The organism is Flavobacterium sediminilitoris (assembly GCF_023008245.1).
GTDB lineage: Bacteria > Bacteroidota > Bacteroidia > Flavobacteriales > Flavobacteriaceae > Flavobacterium > Flavobacterium sediminilitoris.
This window is the reverse complement of sequence record NZ_CP090145.1, coordinates 797609-818278: the sequence shown is the minus strand read 5'-3', so window position 1 is coordinate 818278 and position 20670 is coordinate 797609. Positions and strand designations below refer to the sequence as shown.

General features: G+C 31.2%; 17 protein-coding genes and 1 riboswitch. Of the genes, 10 read left to right on the top strand and 7 right to left on the bottom strand.

Going from position 1 to position 20670, the window contains the following annotated elements:
- Window positions 1–55: 55 nt before the first annotated feature.
- From LXD69_RS03855 to LXD69_RS03845, 3 genes are read left to right on the top strand one after another with little or no spacing between them, the layout of a single operon-like run.
- Window positions 56–646, top strand: coding sequence for a HupE/UreJ family protein (locus tag LXD69_RS03855; protein ID WP_246917696.1), 591 nt, complete (start codon window positions 56–58; stop codon window positions 644–646).
- A gap of 1 nt (window position 647) precedes the next feature.
- Window positions 648–1073, top strand: coding sequence for a deoxycytidylate deaminase (locus tag LXD69_RS03850; RefSeq protein WP_045970914.1), 426 nt, complete (start codon window positions 648–650; stop codon window positions 1071–1073).
- Between the two features lie 9 nt (window positions 1074–1082).
- Window positions 1083–2663 carry a S41 family peptidase gene (locus LXD69_RS03845; RefSeq protein WP_246917694.1) on the top strand — a complete coding sequence of 527 codons (1581 nt, stop codon included), beginning with the start codon at window positions 1083–1085 and terminating at the stop codon, window positions 2661–2663.
- A 1-nt stretch (window position 2664) separates the two neighbouring features.
- Here the strand turns inward: LXD69_RS03845 and LXD69_RS03840 are convergent, their stop codons facing one another.
- From LXD69_RS03840 to LXD69_RS03830, 3 genes are read right to left on the bottom strand one after another with little or no spacing between them, the layout of a single operon-like run.
- Window positions 2665–3273: an FAD-dependent oxidoreductase gene (locus tag LXD69_RS03840; RefSeq protein ID WP_246917692.1), complete on the bottom strand. Its 609-nt coding sequence runs from the start codon at window positions 3271–3273 to the stop codon at window positions 2665–2667.
- Window positions 3274–3300: 27 nt separating this feature from the next.
- Window positions 3301–3501, bottom strand: coding sequence for a hypothetical protein (locus LXD69_RS03835; protein WP_045970921.1), 201 nt, complete (start codon window positions 3499–3501; stop codon window positions 3301–3303).
- A 17-nt stretch (window positions 3502–3518) separates the two neighbouring features.
- Entirely contained in the window at window positions 3519–4094 is a 576-nt protein-coding gene (locus LXD69_RS03830; protein ID WP_045970923.1) for a MarC family protein, read from the bottom strand.
- Between the two features lie 135 nt (window positions 4095–4229).
- On the opposite strand from LXD69_RS03830, the gene LXD69_RS03825 reads away from it, so the two are divergent.
- From LXD69_RS03825 to LXD69_RS03810, 4 genes are all read left to right on the top strand, one after another.
- Window positions 4230–4796 (top strand): DUF3109 family protein, encoded by a 567-nt coding sequence (locus LXD69_RS03825; protein WP_246917690.1) that lies wholly within the window; start codon window positions 4230–4232, stop codon window positions 4794–4796.
- A gap of 267 nt (window positions 4797–5063) precedes the next feature.
- Window positions 5064–6041 (top strand): ribonucleotide-diphosphate reductase subunit beta, encoded by a 978-nt coding sequence (locus LXD69_RS03820; RefSeq protein WP_045970927.1) that lies wholly within the window; start codon window positions 5064–5066, stop codon window positions 6039–6041.
- A gap of 218 nt (window positions 6042–6259) precedes the next feature.
- The gene (locus LXD69_RS03815) at window positions 6260–8647 is read left to right on the top strand and encodes a ribonucleoside-diphosphate reductase subunit alpha (protein WP_246917688.1); all 2388 of its coding nucleotides are present in this window, start codon (window positions 6260–6262) and stop codon (window positions 8645–8647) included.
- A gap of 117 nt (window positions 8648–8764) precedes the next feature.
- Entirely contained in the window at window positions 8765–8989 is a 225-nt protein-coding gene (locus LXD69_RS03810; RefSeq protein WP_045970932.1) for a hypothetical protein, read from the top strand.
- Window positions 8990–9066: 77 nt separating this feature from the next.
- On the opposite strand, the gene metE is transcribed toward LXD69_RS03810, so the two are convergent.
- Window positions 9067–11391 carry a 5-methyltetrahydropteroyltriglutamate--homocysteine S-methyltransferase gene (gene metE / locus LXD69_RS03805; RefSeq protein ID WP_246917685.1) on the bottom strand — a complete coding sequence of 775 codons (2325 nt, stop codon included), beginning with the start codon at window positions 11389–11391 and terminating at the stop codon, window positions 9067–9069.
- 184 nt (window positions 11392–11575) lie between these two features.
- Window positions 11576–11767: riboswitch (cobalamin riboswitch) on the bottom strand.
- 197 nt (window positions 11768–11964) lie between these two features.
- Between metE and dgt the strand changes: the two genes are divergently transcribed.
- Window positions 11965–13305 (top strand): dGTP triphosphohydrolase, encoded by a 1341-nt coding sequence (gene dgt / locus LXD69_RS03800; RefSeq protein WP_045971169.1) that lies wholly within the window; start codon window positions 11965–11967, stop codon window positions 13303–13305.
- Window positions 13306–13310: 5 nt separating this feature from the next.
- Here the strand turns inward: dgt and LXD69_RS03795 are convergent, their stop codons facing one another.
- From LXD69_RS03795 to LXD69_RS03785, 3 genes are read right to left on the bottom strand one after another with little or no spacing between them, the layout of a single operon-like run.
- Window positions 13311–14024, bottom strand: a complete 714-nt coding sequence (locus LXD69_RS03795; protein ID WP_235270975.1) for a tRNA1(Val) (adenine(37)-N6)-methyltransferase — start codon at window positions 14022–14024, stop codon at window positions 13311–13313.
- 33 nt (window positions 14025–14057) lie between these two features.
- A complete protein-coding gene (rimM, locus tag LXD69_RS03790; RefSeq protein ID WP_045970937.1) occupies window positions 14058–14585 on the bottom strand; it encodes a ribosome maturation factor RimM in 528 nt (175 codons plus the stop codon).
- Window positions 14586–14607: 22 nt separating this feature from the next.
- Window positions 14608–15138 (bottom strand): 30S ribosomal protein S16, encoded by a 531-nt coding sequence (locus LXD69_RS03785; protein WP_045970939.1) that lies wholly within the window; start codon window positions 15136–15138, stop codon window positions 14608–14610.
- A 171-nt stretch (window positions 15139–15309) separates the two neighbouring features.
- Between LXD69_RS03785 and LXD69_RS03780 the strand changes: the two genes are divergently transcribed.
- Window positions 15310–15996: a DUF6252 family protein gene (locus LXD69_RS03780; RefSeq protein ID WP_246917683.1), complete on the top strand. Its 687-nt coding sequence runs from the start codon at window positions 15310–15312 to the stop codon at window positions 15994–15996.
- 129 nt (window positions 15997–16125) lie between these two features.
- Window positions 16126–20646 (top strand): DNA polymerase III subunit alpha, encoded by a 4521-nt coding sequence (gene dnaE, locus LXD69_RS03775; RefSeq protein WP_246917681.1) that lies wholly within the window; start codon window positions 16126–16128, stop codon window positions 20644–20646.
- The last annotated feature ends 24 nt before the right edge of the window (window positions 20647–20670 follow it).

Here is a 20670-nt window from a genome sequence, read left to right as displayed (position 1 = left end):
ATTCTATTTTTATAAAATAAATTGTAAGTTTGGGTTCCCCAAAAAAATAATAGTTATGTCTCAATTTTGGTTATATTTCAAAGTAGGTCTCAATCATGTTTTAGATATTCATGCTTATGACCATGTTATGTTTTTAATTGCTTTAATGGTGCCTTACGCTTTTAAAGATTGGAAACGTGTTTTTTTATTAGTTACCTTATTTACAGTCGGGCATACATTGTCTTTGCTTTTGTCAGTATATGGAGTAGTGTATATTAAACCGACATTAGTCGAGTTTTTAATTCCAATAACAATATTTGTTACAGCATTATTTCATCTATTTACTGCTGGTAAATCTTCTAAAAGTGAAAGTATATCTTTTGTAGCAATAATTACATTATTCTTCGGAATTATACATGGATTAGGTTTTTCAAATTATTTTAAGACTATCCTTCCAGGAAAAGCATCGGATAAATTACTACCTTTATTAGAATTTGCTTTAGGAATTGAAACAGCTCAAATAATAGTAGTTTTTATAGTGTTAATATTGGCATATATTGTGCAAACTTTCTTTAGATTCTCTAAAAGAGATTGGGCATTAGTAATGTCTGCTTTTATAATTGGAGTAGTTTTACCAATGATAATAGAAAGTGAAATTTGGAGTTAATATGAAACAAAAAAAAAACAAATATGATAAAGCCTATTTGCGAATAGCAAAAGAATGGGGACAACTATCATATTGTAAAAGAAAGCAAGTTGGCGCAATTATTGTAAAAGATAGGATGATTATTTCTGACGGATATAATGGTACTCCAACAGGATTTGAAAATTGTTGTGAAGATGAAAGCGGAACTACAAAATGGTATGTGCTTCATGCAGAAGCGAATGCAATACTAAAAGTGGCTCGGTCAACACAATCATGTGAAAATGCAACATTATATATAACACTCTCTCCGTGTAAAGATTGTAGTAAATTAATACATCAATCAGGAATAAAAAGAGTAGTGTATCATGAAGAATATAAAGACACTTCGGGTGTGGATTTTTTAAAAAAAGCAGGTGTTGAAGTAGAATTATTAGAAGACCTTAGTTAAGTGAAAAAAATGAGTAAAATATATTTTCCTATTATTATTGCAATGGCTGTTGCGATAGGATTGTTATTGGGAAGTAAATTAAACTCATCTAATCAGAATAATTTTTTAAGTAAAAGTTCTAAAAGAAATAAACTTAATAAATTAATCGATTTTATTGAGAGAGAGTATGTAGACGAGATTAATACAGATTCAATAGTCGATTTAACAGTAAACGGTATTCTTGAAAATTTAGATCCGCATTCTGTTTATATAAGTAGAAATGAGCTACAAGCAGTAACAGAAAGCATGAAAGGCGATTTTGTAGGAATTGGAGTCAATTTTTATATGTACAAAGACACCGTTGCTATTATAAAAACCATAAAGAATGGGCCTTCTGAAAAAGCAGGAATAAAAGCAGGAGATAGATTGTTATTTGCAGATAATCATCAGTTATTTAATAAAAAACTTCAAAATGACAGTTTGTTTTCTAGATTAAAAGGAGAGAGAGGTTCTACAGTTGTAATTACACTTTATAGAAAAGAAACAAATCAAAAATTAAAAATTAAAGTAAAAAGAGATGTTATTCCGATAAAAAGTGTAGACGTCGCTTTAAAGGTTTCTGGTGATGTTGGTTATATTAAAATCAACAGATTTGCAGAAACAACTTATGATGAGTTTCATGAAGGATTAATGGCTCTTAAAAAGCAAGGAATTAAGAAAATAATTATTGATGTAAGAGATAATGGAGGAGGATATCTTGAAGTAGCTGTTCAAATAGCGGATGAATTGTTAAAAGATAAAGAATTAGTTGTTAAAACAATAAACAAAAAAGGAAGAGAAGATAAAACATTTGCTACTGAAAAAGGATACTTTGAAAAAGGAGAAGTGTTTGTTTTAATTAATGAAAATAGTGCTTCAGCAAGTGAAATTTTAGCTGGAGCAATTCAAGATAATGATAGAGGAATTGTTGTGGGACGTAGATCTTTTGGAAAAGGATTAGTTCAGAGAGAAATGCCTCTTGGAGATGGTTCTGCTGTGCGTTTAACAGTTGCTCGTTATTACACTCCTTCAGGACGTTCTATTCAAAAACCATACGATGACAAAGCAGAAGGCTATTTTAATGAATTTGAAAAACGTTTTCAAAGTGGAGAACTTTATGAGGCAGATAGTATTAAAGTAGCAGATAGTTTAAAATTTAAAACTAAAAAAGGAAGAATTGTTTATGGTGGTGGCGGAATAACACCAGATGTTTTTGTACCCTTTCAGGCAAAACATGGAGAAGAAGCAACATTCATGATAATGAGATCAGGAATTGTTAGTTATTTTGTTTTTGAGCAATTAGACAGGGATAGAAAATTCTTTAATTCTCTGACTAAAGAAGAACTCCAAAAAGAAGTAACGGATACAGATAAATATTTAAATGCGTTTAAAAAATATGTTTCCGATAGTGGAATACTAATTAATTATAGCCAAAAAGAGAAAATTTTAAAATACCTATATGCAGAATTTGTAAGGCAAGTTTTTGATGAAAATAGTTATTATGAAATTATTCTTTCTGAAGATGCTATGATTAAAAAAGTTTTGGAAATAGAATCTGAAAAAATAGAATAAACTATTTTCCTAATGCATCATGAACCTGTGCGTGATTTCCATTATTCCATAAAGTTAAAATGTCACCAGCTACACTTGCACCACTTCCAGAAGCAATAGCTAACTGGCTTCTTTGTCCAGCTAAAGTGCCACAAACGTAAATCCCTTCTGTTACGAAATGATCATCATTCTTTAGTTGAATTCTATTTTTTTCTGGAGCTGCTTTTTTATGCGAAATAACATATTTTTCTAGTCCTTCAATTATGAAAGGGCTTCCTGAGCCAATTCCAATAACAATAATTTTTGAATTATAAGTTTTTGAATTAGTTGTTATTTGGAAATTTCCAGCTTCACCTGAAATTTTTAAGACTTTTTCATTTAAAATTTGTTCAACATGTGGGTAAACTGTTGTTAGGTGATCTAAACTTTCTGTTAATAATTCAGAACCTAGTTTTCCAACAGGAATTCCATAAACATTATTAAAAACCGCATTTTGTAATGAGGAAGTTTTTTGATGAGCAATTACTCCTATTTTTTTATCAGAAGCAAAAGGTTTATTGGAAGCAGAACCTAAAAGTAAAGCACAGGAAACGCCAGAAACACCGCCACCAATTATTAAAACGTCATACATGAAATGTGATTTTTAAGAAAAAAAGATTTAATGATTTTTTGTTTTGTTTTCTATCTTTTTAGAAATTAAATAGATTAACATTAAAATAATAGCACAGAAACCAGATACAATTCCAATTAACGCTACAGAACTATTTCCTTCAAATGGGCTATTAAAATTAACTTTTGTAAGATTGAAAGCAATAAGTATTACTGCTAAAACAATTACGATGATGCTGAATATTTTCATGTTTAATAAATTTATTGTTAAGTAAATAACCCTTTTACATTCGCAGCAAATAATTTAACTGCAATAGCTAATAAGATTACACCAAAAATCTTTCGAATAATGCCTAATCCATTTTGACCTAACGACTTTTCAATTTTGCCAGATAATTTTAAAACACAATACACAACAATTACATTTATAATAATTGCAATAATAATGTTTATCTTTTCATATTCTGCTCTTAGCGACAATATAGTAGTCATTGTTCCTGCTCCAGCAATTAAAGGAAAAGCAATCGGTACTATTGAGGCGGTTGTAGGATTGTCTTCTTTATATAATCGTATTCCTAAAATCATTTCTAATGCTAAAAAGAATAAAACAAAAGCTCCTGCAACAGCAAAAGAATTTGCGTCAATTCCAATTAGTTTTAAAATTTCTTCACCTACAAAAAGAAAAGCAATCATTATAATTGCAGCAACTATTGTAGCTTTTTCAGATTGAATATGTCCAACTTTACTTCGTAAGTCAACTATAATTGGAATACTTCCTATTATGTCAATTACGGCAAATAAAATCATGCTTATAGTAAAAATTTCTTTCCAGTCAAAGGTCATGTTTCTCTTAGTTTTTGCAAAGATAGAGAATATGTATGAGAAAAATATATGGATATTTCCAATAATGGTATTATTCTTGTTTCAATATAAAATCTAAATTCAAAAGTGTACCTTTGCAACTTTAATAATATTATTATGTTTCAGCTTAATAAAACAATTGTTTCGGAAGAAATCTTAGAAAAAGAATTTGTATGCAACCTTTCTGCTTGTAAAGGAGCTTGTTGTATTGATGGAGATGCAGGTGCTCCATTAGATAAAAGTGAAACAGAGATATTAAAAGAAATTTATCCAAAGGTAAAGCCTTTTTTACGCCCAGAAGGAATTGAAGCCATTGAAGCACAAGGTGCATTTATAACTACTGAAGATGGGGAGTTTGAAACAACTTTGATCGAAGGTAAAGATTGTGCTTATGTTATTTTTGATGGGAAAACAGCTCTTTGTGGAATTGAACAAGCATATAATCAAGGGTTGATAGACTGGAAAAAACCAGTTTCTTGTCATTTATATCCTATTCGTGTAAAGGAATATTCAGACTTTGCAGCCGTAAATTATCATAAATGGCACATTTGTTCAGATGCATGTTCTTTAGGTAAGGAATTAGAAGTTCCAATATATAAATTTGTTAAAGAAGCTTTAGTGAGAAAATTTGGGCAACAATGGTATGACGAATTAGAAAAAGTGGCTTTAGATTTGAAAAAATAAGGCTTGTTTTTTTTATAAAAAAAACCTCTTAGCAAATGTGTTTACTGCTGTTAACGTCTATTTGTTAATGATTTTTTAAAAATATAATAAATTGATTGTCAATTAATTATGAAATTATTTTTGAGTAAGAAAAATTTTACTCGTTGTTAAAAACTTACTCTAATTGTGAATAAGTTTGACTTTTATTTTCCATTACAAATTGCAAACTTTGTAGTCCCAAGTTAAAGTAATAAATCTAAAAATTAAATCCGTTTAAATCAAACAACTATGTCGGTAGTCGAACCAATTTTACAAGAAAACAAAGACCGTTTTGTTATTTTTCCAATAAAACACCATGATATTTGGGAATGGTATAAGAAAATGGAGGCTAGTTTTTGGACTGCTGAAGAAATTGATTTACATCAAGATATCACAGACTGGAATACTAAATTAAATGATGATGAAAAGTATTTCATTAAACACATTCTAGCTTTTTTTGCAGCTTCTGATGGAATTGTTAATGAAAATTTAGCAGAAAATTTTGTTAATGAAGTGCAATATGCGGAAGCAAAATTTTTCTATGGCTTTCAAATTATGATGGAGAACATTCATAGTGAAACATATTCATTATTAATTGATACTTATGTTAAAGATGAAGTAGAAAAAGATAAATTGTTTCATGCAATAGATGTGTTTCCTGCAATTAAGAAAAAAGCAGAATGGGCTTTAAAATGGATTGAGTCAGATTCTTTTGCTGAAAGATTAATTGCATTTGCTGCCGTAGAAGGGATTTTCTTTTCTGGAGCATTTTGTTCTATTTTTTGGTTGAAAAAAAGAGGGTTAATGCCTGGATTAACATTTTCAAATGAATTAATTTCTCGTGATGAAGGTGTGCATTGTGATTTTGCCGTGCATTTACATAATCATCATTTAATAAATAAAGTCCCTAAAACTAGAATTAAAGATATTATTGTGGATGCATTAAATATCGAAAGGGAATTTGTTACAGAATCATTGCCAGTTAGCTTAATTGGAATGAATGCAAATTTAATGACTCAATATTTAGAATTTGTTACTGATAGATTACTAGTTGAGTTAGGTTGTGAAAGAGTGTATAATTCTTCAAATCCATTTGATTTTATGGATATGATATCACTTCAAGGAAAAACTAATTTCTTTGAAAAAAGAGTAGCCGAATATCAAAAAGCAGGAGTAATGAATAATGATACGGAATCTGGAAAAATTAGTTTTGACGCAGATTTTTAAAATCAATTTAATTTATTAATTTCTTATTGTTTATTTACGAAACAATAATTTAGAATATCTAGAAACATATCTTTTAGAAAAAACCTTTTTTCTAATGAAGGTGAGTTTATCATTGTTAATATATAGTATAATATATTTTTTAATGATGAAATTCTATTTCCATCAAAACTGGAAAATAAATATAGTTTTGGCAATTAACCATATATAAAAGCTGTAAAATGAATGTAGTAAAAAGAGACGGTAGAAGAGAACCAGTAATGTTTGATAAAATTACTGATAGAATAAGATTTTTATGCTATGAGCTAAATGAACTAGTAGATCCTGTAAAAGTTGCTATGCGTGTAATTGAAGGATTATATGATGGTGTTACAACTTCTGAATTAGATAATTTAGCAGCAGAAACAGCCGCTTCAATGACAATTGCGCATCCAGATTATGCACAATTAGCAGCTCGTATTGCAGTTTCAAATTTACATAAAAATACAACAAAATCTTTCTCTGAAACAATGACAGAGATGTATCATTATGTGAATCCAAGAACAGGTCAAGAAGCACCATTGCTTTCTGATGAAGTGTATAATGTAATCATGGAGAATGCTGAAAAATTAGATTCAACCATTATTTATAATCGCGATTTTAATTATGATTATTTTGGATTTAAAACGTTAGAACGCTCTTATTTATTAAAAATAAATGGTAAAATAGCAGAAAGACCACAGCACATGTTAATGCGTGTTTCTGTTGGAATACATTTAAATGATATTGATTCGGCAATTGAAACGTACGAATTAATGTCGAAGAAATTTTTCACACATGCAACGCCTACATTGTTTAATGCAGGAACGCCAAAACCACAAATGTCATCATGCTTCTTGCTAACTATGCAAGATGATAGTATTGATGGAATTTATGATACGTTAAAACAAACGGCTAAAATATCACAATCTGCCGGAGGAATAGGTTTGTCTATTCACAATGTAAGAGCAACAGGTTCTTATATTCGTGGAACAAATGGTACTTCAAATGGAATTGTACCTATGTTGAGAGTGTTTAATGATACAGCACGTTATGTAGATCAAGGAGGAGGAAAGAGGAAAGGGAGTTTTGCTATTTACATAGAACCATGGCATGCTGATATTTTCGATTTCTTAGATTTGAAGAAAAATCATGGTAAAGAAGAAATGCGTGCAAGAGATTTGTTTTTTGCAATGTGGATGTGTGATTTGTTTATGAAGCGCGTTGAAGAAGACGCAACGTGGACGTTAATGTGTCCAAATGAATGCCCAGGTTTGTATGATGTGTATGGTGAAGAGTTTGAAACAATGTATACAAATTATGAAAAGGAAGGAAAAGGAAGAAAGACAATAAAAGCACGTGAGCTTTGGGAAAAAATATTAGAATCGCAAATTGAAACAGGAACACCTTATATGCTGTATAAAGATGCAGCAAATAGAAAATCAAATCAAAAAAATTTAGGAACTATTCGTTCGTCAAATTTATGTACTGAAATCTTAGAATATACTTCTGAAGATGAAATAGCAGTATGTAATTTAGCTTCTATTTCATTACCAATGTTTATTGAGAATGGGGAATTTAACCATCAATTTTTATTTGATGTAACGAAAAGAATTACACGTAACTTAAATAAAGTAATTGATAGAAATTATTATCCTGTAAAAGAAGCTGAAAATTCAAATTTACGTCACAGACCAGTTGGTTTAGGAGTTCAAGGTTTGGCAGATGCTTTTATCTTATTAAGAATGCCATTTACAAGTGATGAAGCAAAAAAATTAAATCAAGAAATCTTCGAAACAATTTATTTTGCTGCGGTTACAGCTTCAATGGAACTAGCTATAGAAGAAGGACCGTATTCTACTTTTGAAGGATCTCCAATTTCAAAAGGAGAGTTTCAGTACAATATGTGGGGTTTAAAAGACGAAGATTTATCAGGAAGATGGGATTGGGCTTCTTTACGAAAAGAAGTAATGGAAAAAGGAGTTCGTAATTCGTTATTATTAGCACCAATGCCAACTGCATCTACATCGCAAATATTAGGAAATAACGAGGCATTTGAGCCATATACATCAAATATATACACGCGAAGAGTGTTATCAGGAGAGTTTATAGTTGTAAATAAACATTTATTACATGATTTAGTTAGTTTAGGATTATGGAATGATAATTTAAAACAAGAAATCATGCGTAATAATGGATCAATTCAAGATATAGATGTTATTCCACAAGATATTAAAGATTTATATAAGACAGTTTGGGAATTGAGTATGAAAGATATTATAGATATGTCTCGTCAAAGAGGATACTTTATAGATCAATCTCAATCTTTAAATTTATTTATGGAAGGAGCAACAATGGCAAAATTAACGTCAATGCATTTTTATGCATGGAAGAGTGGTTTAAAAACAGGAATGTATTATTTAAGAACAAAATCTGCGGTAGATGCAATTAAGTTTACTTTAAATAATGACAAAAAACCAGAACAAGTTCCAGTTGAAGTAAAATCTGAAATGTCAACAGATGAGTTTAAAGCAATGTTAGAACGTTCTAAGAATGCTGAACCAGATGATTGTGAAATGTGTGGTTCTTAATTATAGAGTTAAGAATAAAGATAATAGAGTAAAGAAAACAGCCATCAACACATGGCTGTTTTCTTTTATAATAAAAGTTGCATTACAATTCGTACCTTTGTCAAAAAATAAAACGCCATGTCTAAAGAAAGTAAAGGAGTGTATACAGGGATTATTGAACAAGATGAAAAAGGAAATTTCTTTTGTGGAGAATATTTGTTAGACTATAAATACACAATTGCAAAATTTAAAATAGGAGATGAAATAAATATCAAATCAATAATAGAAAATCCTAGTGATATCAACTATGCTCAATATCCAAAAAAATCAAAAGATTTCTTTTTGGCAAATGATAAACCTTAATTTGGAATTGAATATTATTAGAAATAAAAACACAGCCAAACATAAATTAACTTGTTTGGCTGTGTTGTTCATAGTTGTTAAGAAAGAACTTCTTTTTTTATCAATAATCGCATCTCTTTAGCAGCTGCAACCATCTCAATTAAAGCTTTTTTAGTTTCATCCCAATGACGTGTTTTTAAACCGCAATCTGGATTTACCCATAATTGATCAGCAGGAATAACTGCTGCTGCTTTTTCTAATAAATGGGACATTTCTTTACTAGACGGAACACGAGGAGAATGAATATCATATACTCCTGGGCCTATTTCATTGGGGTATTTAAAATTAGAGAAAGCATCTAATAATTCCATTTGTGAACGAGAACATTCTATGGTAATTACATCAGCATCCATATCTGCAATATTTTGAATAATATCATTAAACTCACTATAACACATGTGTGTATGAATTTGTGTGTTATCTTTAATACCACTTGCTGAAATCCTAAAAGCTTTAATTGCCCAATCTAAATAAGTTGCCCAATCTTCTTTTCGTAATGGTAGTCCTTCTCTTATAGCAGGTTCGTCAATTTGAATTATTTTAATACCTGCTTTTTCTAAATCTACTACTTCATCACGGATAGCAAGAGCTATTTGAGTACATGTTGTTGATCTAGGTTGGTCATTACGAACAAATGACCATTGTAAAATAGTCACAGGACCAGTTAACATTCCTTTGACCCATTTAGGAGTTAGTGATTGGGCAAATTTAGCCCATTTAACAGTCATTGGATTCGCACGGGAAACATCACCATAAATAACAGGAGGCTTTACGCATCTGCTTCCGTAGCTTTGAACCCAACCATTTTTAGTGAAAGTAAAACCATCTAGTTGTTCTCCAAAATATTCCACCATGTCATTACGCTCAAATTCACCATGAACTAAAACGTCAATTCCAGACTCTTCTTGGAAACGAATAGTTTCTTCTGTTTCTATTTTAATTAAATTATCATATTCTTGAGCGGTTATTTCTCCTTTTTTAAATTTTGCTCTCCAACTACGAACTTCTGTGGTCTGTGGAAATGAGCCTATCGTAGTGGTCGGAAACAAAGGTAGATTTAATACTTCTATTTGTTTTTGTCTTCTTATTGAGAAAGGGTTTTCTCTTTGAGAGTCTTTTTCGTTAATCTTTCCTACTCTGTTTTTAACAGCTTCATTGTGTATGATTGTGGCTGTTTTACGATTTTGATTAGCTTTATTGTTCTCATTATAATGAGTGTTGTTTGTTGTTTCTAATTCGCCAGATGCAAATTTTTTGAGTAAAACAACTTCATTTATTTTTTGCTTTGCAAAAGCAAGCCATTGTTTGATTTCTGGTGTTAAAGAGGTTTCATTTGTTTCAAGATCTAAGTCACAAGGACAATGTATTAAGGAACAAGAAGGGGCAATTAGTAATCTTTCTTTGCCTAATAAATTGGATGCTTTTTTAATAAGAGATAATGTCTTTTGGAAATCGTTTTTCCAAATATTTCGTCCATCAACAACGCCTAATGAAAGGAAGGTGTTACTAGAAATAAAAGTAGACTTTAAAATATCATCTAATTGTAATGGACAGCGAACCAAGTCTAAATGAAGAGTGTGTACAGGAAGAGAAAGAGCTGTCTCTAAGTTGTCTCCAAAACAATCAAAATAATTAGCTAGGATGATTTTTATATTTGGAAAGCGATTGTTTATTTCTTTGTAAGTATGAATTAAAGCGGCTCTTTCAATATTCGTTAAATTTAACGCTAGAAAAGGTTCATCAAATTGTATCCACTCTACATTTTCATCTTCAAGTTTTTTTAAAATTTCAAAATAAACAGGAAGTAATTTATCTAGGAGATCAATTCTGTGGAATCCTTTTTCTTTTTCCTTTCCAAGAAGTAAATAAGAAACGGGACCAATAAGAACAGGTTTGGTTGTAATTCCTAATTCTTTAGCTTCGATAAATTCACTTATTATTTTTTCAGAGTATAACTTAAATTCTTGATCTTTTGTGAATTCAGGAACAATGTAATGGTAATTTGTGTCAAACCATTTTGTCATTTCCATCGCTTTAACATCTTGATCGTCTTTTTGTGCACCTCTTGCCATAGCAAAATACAAGTCTAACTCGGTGTTTCTTTGTTCAAATTCTGAGTAATGAGCCGGAATAACTCCAAGTGTAAGTGATAAATCAAGAACTTGGTCGTAAAATGAAAAATCATTAGAAGGAATAAGATCTATTCCAGCTTCTGATTGTAATAGCCAATTTTGTTTACGGAGACTTTTTCCAACAGCTATTAGTGCATCAGATGTGATTTTTCCTGACCAATAATTTTCACAGGCTTTTTTTAATTCTCTGTTGTTACCAATTCGCGGGTAACCTAGATTGTTTGTTAGCATTTTTTTTGCTTTTAAAATGAATAAATCAGTTAAAAAAGCTCTTGATGCATTTCAAATGTTTTTTGAAATAAAGGAAATAGATAGAATAAATACATGTATAGGTAAACGCACAACAAAATAGAATATAATTATATTGTCGTGTGAGAATGTATCAATCCAGACTATTGCTTCAAATCGCGAAAGCATTGTCAATTCAATAAAGGCAGGTCTCCTGACTTGTAACATTTTTACCGTCCTTCCCATTTGCAAAGCAAACAGTGGATCTTATTTCAGATAAAAACTTTTTGTGTTACTTACAGTTGCGCGACAGTTCGTGATTTACACACGATTCCCTATTAATCTACAGTTAAGTAAAACCTCTATCGGTTGATGAAGAAATAAATTAAGAACTTAAATTCTGCACAAAAGTATTATAAAATTAATTAGAAAAATGTTTTTGTTTTTGCGAATTTGTTACTTCTATAACATTTACAAATAATAACACTATTAAAGCTGCTTTAAAAATATATCTATTTCAGTATCTTTGAAACTGAAATATTAAGGTTAAACTTTTATAAGAGTATGATAAAAAAAATGAACTGGGAGCAGTTATTATCTTTAAAACGTCAAGGAGATACAAATAAAAGACTGAGAAAGGAACAAGATGATACGCGTTTAGGATTTGAGGTAGACTATGATAGAATTATTTTTTCATCTGCTTTTAGAAGTTTGCAAGATAAAACACAGGTAATTCCGCTTTCAAAAACTGATTTTGTGCACAATCGTTTGACACATAGTTTGGAAGTTTCTGTAGTAGGACGTTCGATTGGACGTTTAGTTGGAAAACAAGTCATAGAAAAACATCCTTATTTAAAAGAATCGGGTTATCATATGAACGATTTTGGAGCCATTGTAGCTGCTGCTGCTTTGGCTCACGATATTGGAAATCCTCCTTTTGGACATTCTGGAGAAAAAGCTATTGGTGAATATTTTAAAACTGGAAATGGATTGCAATACAAAGACAAGTTAACCGACAAAGAATGGCAAGATTTAATAGATTTTGAAGGAAATGCCAATGGTTTTTCGGTTTTGGCCACTTCTAGAGAAGGTATTGAAGGTTCTTTGCGTATTTCGTATGCTACTTTGGGGGCTTTTATGAAATATCCAAAAGAAAGTTTACCCAAAAAACCAACTTTTAGAATTTGTGATAAAAAATATGGTTTTTTCCAACAAGACAAAGCTTCTTTTAGTGATGTAGCAAAAGAACTAGGTATGATCTCAAATAAAACAGGAAATGATATCGGTTTTGAACGTCATCCCTTAGCGTATTTGGTTGAAGCAGCGGATGATATTTGCTACACTATCATCGATTTTGAAGATGGAATTAATCTTGGACTCATTCAGGAAGAATTTGCATTGGAATACCTAATAAAATTGGTTAAAAATGGAATTGATACTAAAAAATACAACCAATTAACGACTAAAGAAGACCGTATCAGTTATTTAAGGGCTCTGGCAATTGGTAGTTTAATCAGTGATGCTGTAAAAGTTTTTATGGAAAATGAAGAAGCTATTCTAAAAGGGGAATTTCCTTATTCTTTGATGGATAAAAGTCAATATATAGCTCAAATGAATGATATTATTCAAATTAGTGTCAAAAATGTGTATCAATGTAGAGAAGTAGTTCAGAAAGAAGTAGTAGGATATAAAATTATCAATACGTTATTGGATAAATTTTGTACAGCATATCATAATAAAATTGGAGGAAAAGCTTCAAATTATGATACTATTATTCTAAAATTATTGCCAGAACGATTTTTACATCAAAAAGAAAAAGTGTACGATCAATTGTTGCATATTTGTCATTTCGTGTCTCTTTTAACCGATGGAAAGGCTTTAGAAATGTATAATATTATTGAAGGAAATAGAAATTAAATTATCTAGAATTTTAAATAAAAATCTTTAGTTAATTCTATATATTCAGAGGTATATTGATGGCGCGCTGTTTCAATAACAAGTTCGTCTACTAAAGTAGTTTGTTTAATACGAGTAAACGCTATTAAACTTCTTTTGATTTCAGTTGCTGGTGTTCCCTTAACATGAGTGATTTTTAAAGGGTATAATTCAAAGTCGTTTGCCAAAGCTAAAAAACGAGCTTCTTCTTTAAAAGGAATAATAACAGAAAATATTCCGTTTTCTGAAAGTAATAAATCGGCAGCTTCTACTAAATCTTCAAAAGGCATTGCCTCTTCAAAACGAGCTAAATCTCTTTGTGCATTTTCGGTTTTATAATCTTCCGAATAAAAAGGGGGATTTGAAATAATTAAATCATACTCGTCTTCTGGTTCATCCATGAATTCATCTAATCCAGCATGAAAACAAAATAAACGATCGTTCCAAAGTGATTCTTCAAAATTGTCAGTAGCTTGCTCATAAGCATTTTCGTCAATTTCAAGGGCGTCAATTTGTTCTGCATTGCTCCTTTGAGCAAGCATTAAAGATAAAATTCCAGTACCTGTGCCAATATCTAAAATGTTATATGGATTATTTATTATAGGTGTCCAGGCACCTAATAAAACAGCATCAGTTCCTATTTTCATAGCACAACGATCTTGCTCTATTTTAAATTGTTTAAAATTAAAAGTAGTGCTCATTTATAGATATAATAATAGTTTGGAATTGTGTTTTTAGCCTAAATAAAGGTCTACTAGTCCTTCAGGTGTGTTTAAGATAACCTTTTTATTAGCTCTGTCAATTTTGACAATAAAAGCATCAATCATTGGAACTAAAATGTCAATTTCTCCTTTAGTAATTTCAAAAAGAGGTTGGGCATTGCTGTCATTTACTCCTTTCATTTTTCCAATGTTTCCAAGACGAACATCTTCTACATCAAAATCAATGATTTCATGATAATAAAATTTATTGCCTTCTAGTTTTGGTAACATAGAAAGAGGAAGATAAACTTCGCAATTCATAATTGCGTCAGCATCAGCTTCATTTTTTACATCTTCAAATCTAACGCGTAAAAATTTATCTTTGTGAAGTGATCGTTTTTCAATAAAAAAAGGAACCAGTGTTTTGTTTAATTCAACAAAAACTGATTCCAAATTTTGATACAATTCAGGCTCATCTGTGTCTAAATAGAGTAAGACTTCACCTTTAAAGCTAAATTTTCTCGCAATTTTGCCTAAATAGAAACAATCTTTTTTATGCATGATTACGATCTAATATTAAAAATTAAGCTTCAGTTTCTTCATTGTTTTCTTCAACAGCCGGAGCTTCTTCAGTTGTAGCCTCAGCTACTTCTTCAGCTTTTAATGCTTCAGCTTGAGCAGCAATACGTTTTTCGTTTGCTTCTGTTTCAGCTTTTAAAGCTTTAGCTTTAGCGTCAGCTTGCGCTTTGCTTAAACCATCTTTTTTAGCATCAACTTTTCCTGCTTTTTCATCTAACCAAGTTGCTAATTTAGCATCAGCTTGTTCTTGAGTTAAAGCACCTTTACGAACTCCTCCATCTAGGTGGTGTTTTAGTAAAGCACCTTTATAAGATAAAATAGCTCTTGCAGTGTCAGTTGGCTGAGCACCGTTGTGTAACCATTGAACAGCGCTATCTAAATTTAAATCGATAGTAGCTGGGTTAGTGTTTGGATTATAAGTTCCTATTTTATCTAGGAATTTACCATCTCTTTTTGAGCGAGCATCAGCCGCTACAATCCAGTAAAAAGGTTTTCCTTTTTTACCATGTCTTTGTAATCTAATTTTTACAGGCATAATCTTTTGATTAATTTAGAGGTTCCCGACCTCAGTTATTTAAGGGCGCAAATATACAAAACTTTGTTTTACAATGTTCTATCTTAATTGGAAATATTTTTTTGTTTTTTAGGTGTAGTTTAAATTAAAAAAATTATTTTTGTCTCTTACTGCTTAAAAATTAGATATAAAATGAAGAAAATAGTAACAATTTTAATGAGTGTTGTTTTATTAACCTCATGTGTTAATGAAACACAAGATAACACTCCAGCTTTTCAAGCAAAATTAAATGATACACACTGGAAAGCTAGAGAAACTAGTGTTTCGATGGATGGTAATGGTGGATTGATAATTAAAGCGTATAGAGGAGCTGAAGAATTAATCTTAAAAACAAGCTCAACAGGAATTGGGACGTATATTTTAGGTACAACTAATTCGGCTAATTCAGCAAGTTATTCAATAGGAACAGCAAATAATGTTGAAGAATATGAAACAAGTGTGGTTTCCGGACCTGTATTTAGTGCTAAAAAAATGAATTCTGGAACAGGTTATGTGTTGGATGACTCTGCTCAAACTACAGGAGGAACAGGAGTTGGGTTAGTTTTTAAAATCAAAGTGAATTCAAATGGGTCTATTTCAAGTGATTCAATAAAGGCAAGAGGAGCAGATTATAGATCTGGAGATCTTGTTACTGTTCAAGGAGGTAATAACAATGCTACTTTTAGAGTTTTAAATGTGCAACAAAGTAATGGTGAAGTTGTAATTGAGAAAGTTGAAAATGGAACTTTTACAGGAAAGTTTAAGTTGAATGCAGTAAATAGTGATGGGGATGTAGTTACTTTTTCTCAAGGAGTTTTCTTTAAAATTCCTTTGAATTAATAAAATATATAAAATGTTTAGTTTAAAAACCATCTGGATTCAGATGGTTTTTTTAGTTCTTGTTAACAACTAAAATTGTGTCAATTTCTTTTAAACCGTATCTTTGTTTTTTACCTAATTATTAGATAGATGTACTTAATTTTTGATACAGAAACTACTGGACTACCTCGTAGTTGGTCCGCTCCTATAACTGATACAGATAACTGGCCTCGTTGTATCCAAATTGCTTGGCAATTACATGATGATATGGGGAATTTAGTGGAACATCAAGATTATTTAGTGAAGCCAGAAGGGTTTAATATTCCTTATGATGCAGAACGTATTCATGGTATTTCTACAGAATTAGCGCAAGAAAATGGGATTGCTCTAAGTGAGGTTTTAGAAAAATTTAATATTGCTTTGTCTAAGGCTAAATTTGTTGTAGGACAAAATGTAGGTTTTGATGTCAATATTATGGGATGTGAGTTTCATCGAATGAATACAGAATCAGAGATGTCTAAAAAACCAGTTTTAGATACCTGTACTGAAGTTACAGCGCAATTATTAAAATTACCTGGTGGTAGAGGAGGTAAATTCAAACTACCAACATTAACAGAATTGCATGAATATTTGTTTGGAGTTCCTTTTTCGGAAGCGCATAATGCAACAGCCGATGTAGAAGCAACAACAAGATGTTTTCTCGAATTAATCAAGCGTGAGGTATTTACAAAAGAAGAGCTTGATGTAACGCCTGATTATTTTAATAAATTTAAAGAAAATAATCCAAGAGAAATTCAACTTGTTGGATTAAAACATATTAATTTAAAAGCAGCTTCTGATGAAATTAGGAGAAAGCTTCAAAAAATTGAACAAGAAAATACGCAAACTACCATTTCAGAATCGGATAAAAACGATTTAAAAGAGGCTAAGTTTGCACATTTGCATAATCATACTCAGTTTTCCGTTTTACAATCGACTATTGCTATTTCAAGTTTAGTATCTGCTACAGCAAAAAATAAGATGCCTGCTGTTGCAATGACCGATACTGGAAATATGATGGGAGCTTTTCATTTTGTGAGCGCTGTAATGAATCATAATAAAGCTGCTAAAGCAAAAATAGAAGCTGCAATAGAAGCAGGAGAAGAATCTAATGAAGTAGAAATAAAACCTATTGTAGGATGTGAGTTTAATGTTTGCGAAAATCATTTAGATAGAACTAAAAAAGACAATGGTTATCAAATAGTATTGTTGGCTAAAAACAAAAAAGGATATCACAATTTAGCAAAAATGGCTTCATTGGCTTATACTGCTGGATTTTATTATGTGCCAAGAATTGATAGAACAATTATAGAAAAATATAAAGAAGATATAATGGTTTTATCAGGGAATTTATATGGTGAAATTCCTAGTAAAATTCTGAATATTGGTGAAAATCAGGCTGAAGAAGCATTAATCTGGTGGAAAGAACAATTTGGTGCGGATTTTTATCTTGAAATCATGCGTCATAATCAAGAAGATGAGAATAGGGTAAATCAAACCTTAATTGCTTTTGCTCAAAAACATAAAGTAAAATTAATAGCAACGAACAATACTTTTTACTTAAATAAAGAAGATGCTAATGCACATGATATTTTATTATGTGTAAAAGATGGGGAAAAACAAGCAACACCCATTGGTCGTGGAAGGGGTTATCGATACGGATTGCCAAATCAGGAGTATTATTACAAGTCAGGAGAGGAAATGAAAATGCTTTTTGCTGATCTACCTGATGCGATTATCAATATTCAAGAAATTATAGATAAGGTGGAAACGTATTCGTTGTATCGTGATGTATTACTTCCGAAATATGATATTCCACAAGAATTTATAGTGATTGAAGATGAAGCTGATGGTGGAGTTCGTGGTGAAAATGCTTATTTGAGACACCTTACTATGGAAGGTGCAAAAAAGCGATATGGTGAAATTACACCAGCAATTCAAGAACGTTTGGATTTTGAGTTGTTAACAATTTCAAATTCAGGTTATCCGGGTTATTTTTTAATTGTACAAGATTTTATTGCCGAAGCACGAAAAATGGATGTTTCGGTAGGACCAGGTCGTGGTTCTGCTGCGGGTTCTGCGGTTGCCTATTGCTTAGGAATTACGAATATAGATCCAATCAAGTATGATTTGCTTTTTGAGCGTTTCTTAAATCCAGATCGTGTATCTATGCCCGATATTGATATTGATTTTGATGATGAAGGTCGCGGTCGTGTAATGGATTATGTAATTAAAAAATATGGAGCGAATCAAGTAGCGCAAATTATTACTTATGGTAAAATGGCTACGAAATCAGCAATTCGTGATACAGCTCGTGTGTTAGATTTGCCTTTATTTGAAGCAGACAGAATTGCGAAACTGATCCCTGGTATGATGCCTTCTAAATGGAATTTGGCTCGTTTTTTAGCAGAAGATGAAAGTGAAGTTAAAAAAGCTTTGCGTTCAGAAGAATTTGATAAAGTTAAAGAATTAATAGAAATTGCAGGAGCAGAAGATTTAGCAGGAGAAACTATTCAGCAGGCTAAGGTGTTAGAAGGATCTATGCGAAATACAGGTATTCATGCTTGTGGAGTTATTATAACACCGTCTGATATTACTAATTTCGTGCCGGTTACAACAGCAAAAGATTCTGATTTATATGTTACTCAGTTTGATAACTCGGTTGCGGAAAGTGCTGGGTTATTGAAGATGGATTTCTTAGGGTTGAAAACTTTAACATTAATAAAAGATACTGTTAAGTTAGTTAAATATAGAACGGGAGTTCAACTTGATCCTGATAATTTTCCGATTGATGATCAGAAAACGTATGAGTTATTCCAAAGAGGTGAAACAGTTGGAATTTTTCAATACGAGTCACCTGGAATGCAAAAATACATGAAGGATTTAAAACCAACTGTTTTTGGTGATTTAATCGCGATGAATGCATTGTATCGTCCAGGACCATTGGAGTATATTCCTTCTTTCGTTCGTAGAAAAAATGGTGAAGAAGAAATCAAATACGATTTAGAAGCTTGTGCAGAGTATTTAGCTGAAACATACGGAATTACAGTTTACCAAGAGCAGGTGATGCTTTTGTCGCAGTCGTTAGCTGATTTTACAAAAGGTGAAGCCGATGTACTGCGTAAAGCAATGGGTAAAAAACAAAAGGATGTCTTGGATAAAATGAAACCTAAGTTTGTAGAACAAGCTTCTGCTAAAGGCCATGATGCAACGGTTTTGGAGAAAATCTGGAAAGACTGGGAAGCTTTTGCGAGTTACGCATTTAACAAGTCACACTCTACCTGTTATGCTTGGATTGCTTACCAAACAGCTTATCTTAAAGCGCATTATCCTGCTGAATATATGGCAGCGGTACTTTCTAATAATATGAATGATATTAAGCAAGTTTCGTTTTTTATGGAAGAATGTAAACGAATGGGATTAGCAGTTCTTGGACCCGATGTGAATGAATCATATTATAAATTTACAGTAAATGAAGATTATGCAGTCCGTTTTGGAATGGGAGCGATTAAAGGGGTTGGAGAAGGAGCTGTAAATACTATTGTTGAAAATAGAAAAGAAGGAAAATATAGATCAATTTTTGATTTAGCTAAACGAATTGATTTGCGTGCAGCCAATAAAAAAGCATTTGAAAACCTTGCGTTAGCAGGAGGATTTGATGGATTTGGAGAAACACATAGAGGGCAATATTTTCATGATGAAGGAGATGGAATTACTTTTTTAGAAAAAGCAGTAAAATATGGTGCTAAATTTCAAGAAAATGAAAATTCATCGCAAGTAAGTTTGTTTGGAGAGTCTTCAGAAGTGCAAATTCCAGAGCCAATTGTTCCGCCATGTGATGAGTGGAATACAATGGAAAAATTGGCAAAAGAAAAAGAAGTTGTAGGGATCTATATTTCAGGACATCCACTTGATGATTATAAATATGAGATGAAATATTTCTGTAATGCCAAATTAGAAGATTTAAAAGATTTAACGGCTTTTGTGGGAAAAAATATAAGTATAGGAGGAATTATTACTAAAGTAGAACACCGTGTTGCTAAAAACGGAAAAGGATGGGCAATGTTTACATTAGAAGGCTATGATGAAAGTTTTGAATTTCGAATTTTTGGTGAAGAATATTTGAAGTTTCGTCATTTTTTAATTCAAAATAATTTTACTTTTTTAAAATTAGTGGTTAAAGATGGTTGGACTAATCAAGAAGGAAAGAAAGGAGATCCTAGAGTTCAGTTTGTAGCTATTCAATATCTTCAAGATGTTTTGACTACGTTTGCTAAAAAAATAATTCTTCAGTTTAATGTTTTAGAACTTCAGGAAAACATGATTCAGTCTTTGTTTGAACTTTTTAAAAGAGAAGCAGGCGATAATCCAATATCTATAGAAGTAATGGAGCTAGAAAAAGTTAAAAGGCAAGTTGTTGAGGTTGTTGAAAATGAAATTGTTGATGTGAGTGATGAAATAGAATCAGATGAAATGGTTGAACAAATGGAAATTGCACCAACAATTACAGAGGTTGAAGAAGTTAAAGTTGTGACTAAATTGAGTATGGCAAGTAGAAAAATGAAAGTTAAAATTTCTAACGAATTATTACAAGAATTAGAAAATAGACAAATTAATTTTAAACTCAATTAATGTTAGGCAGACAACACTATGTTG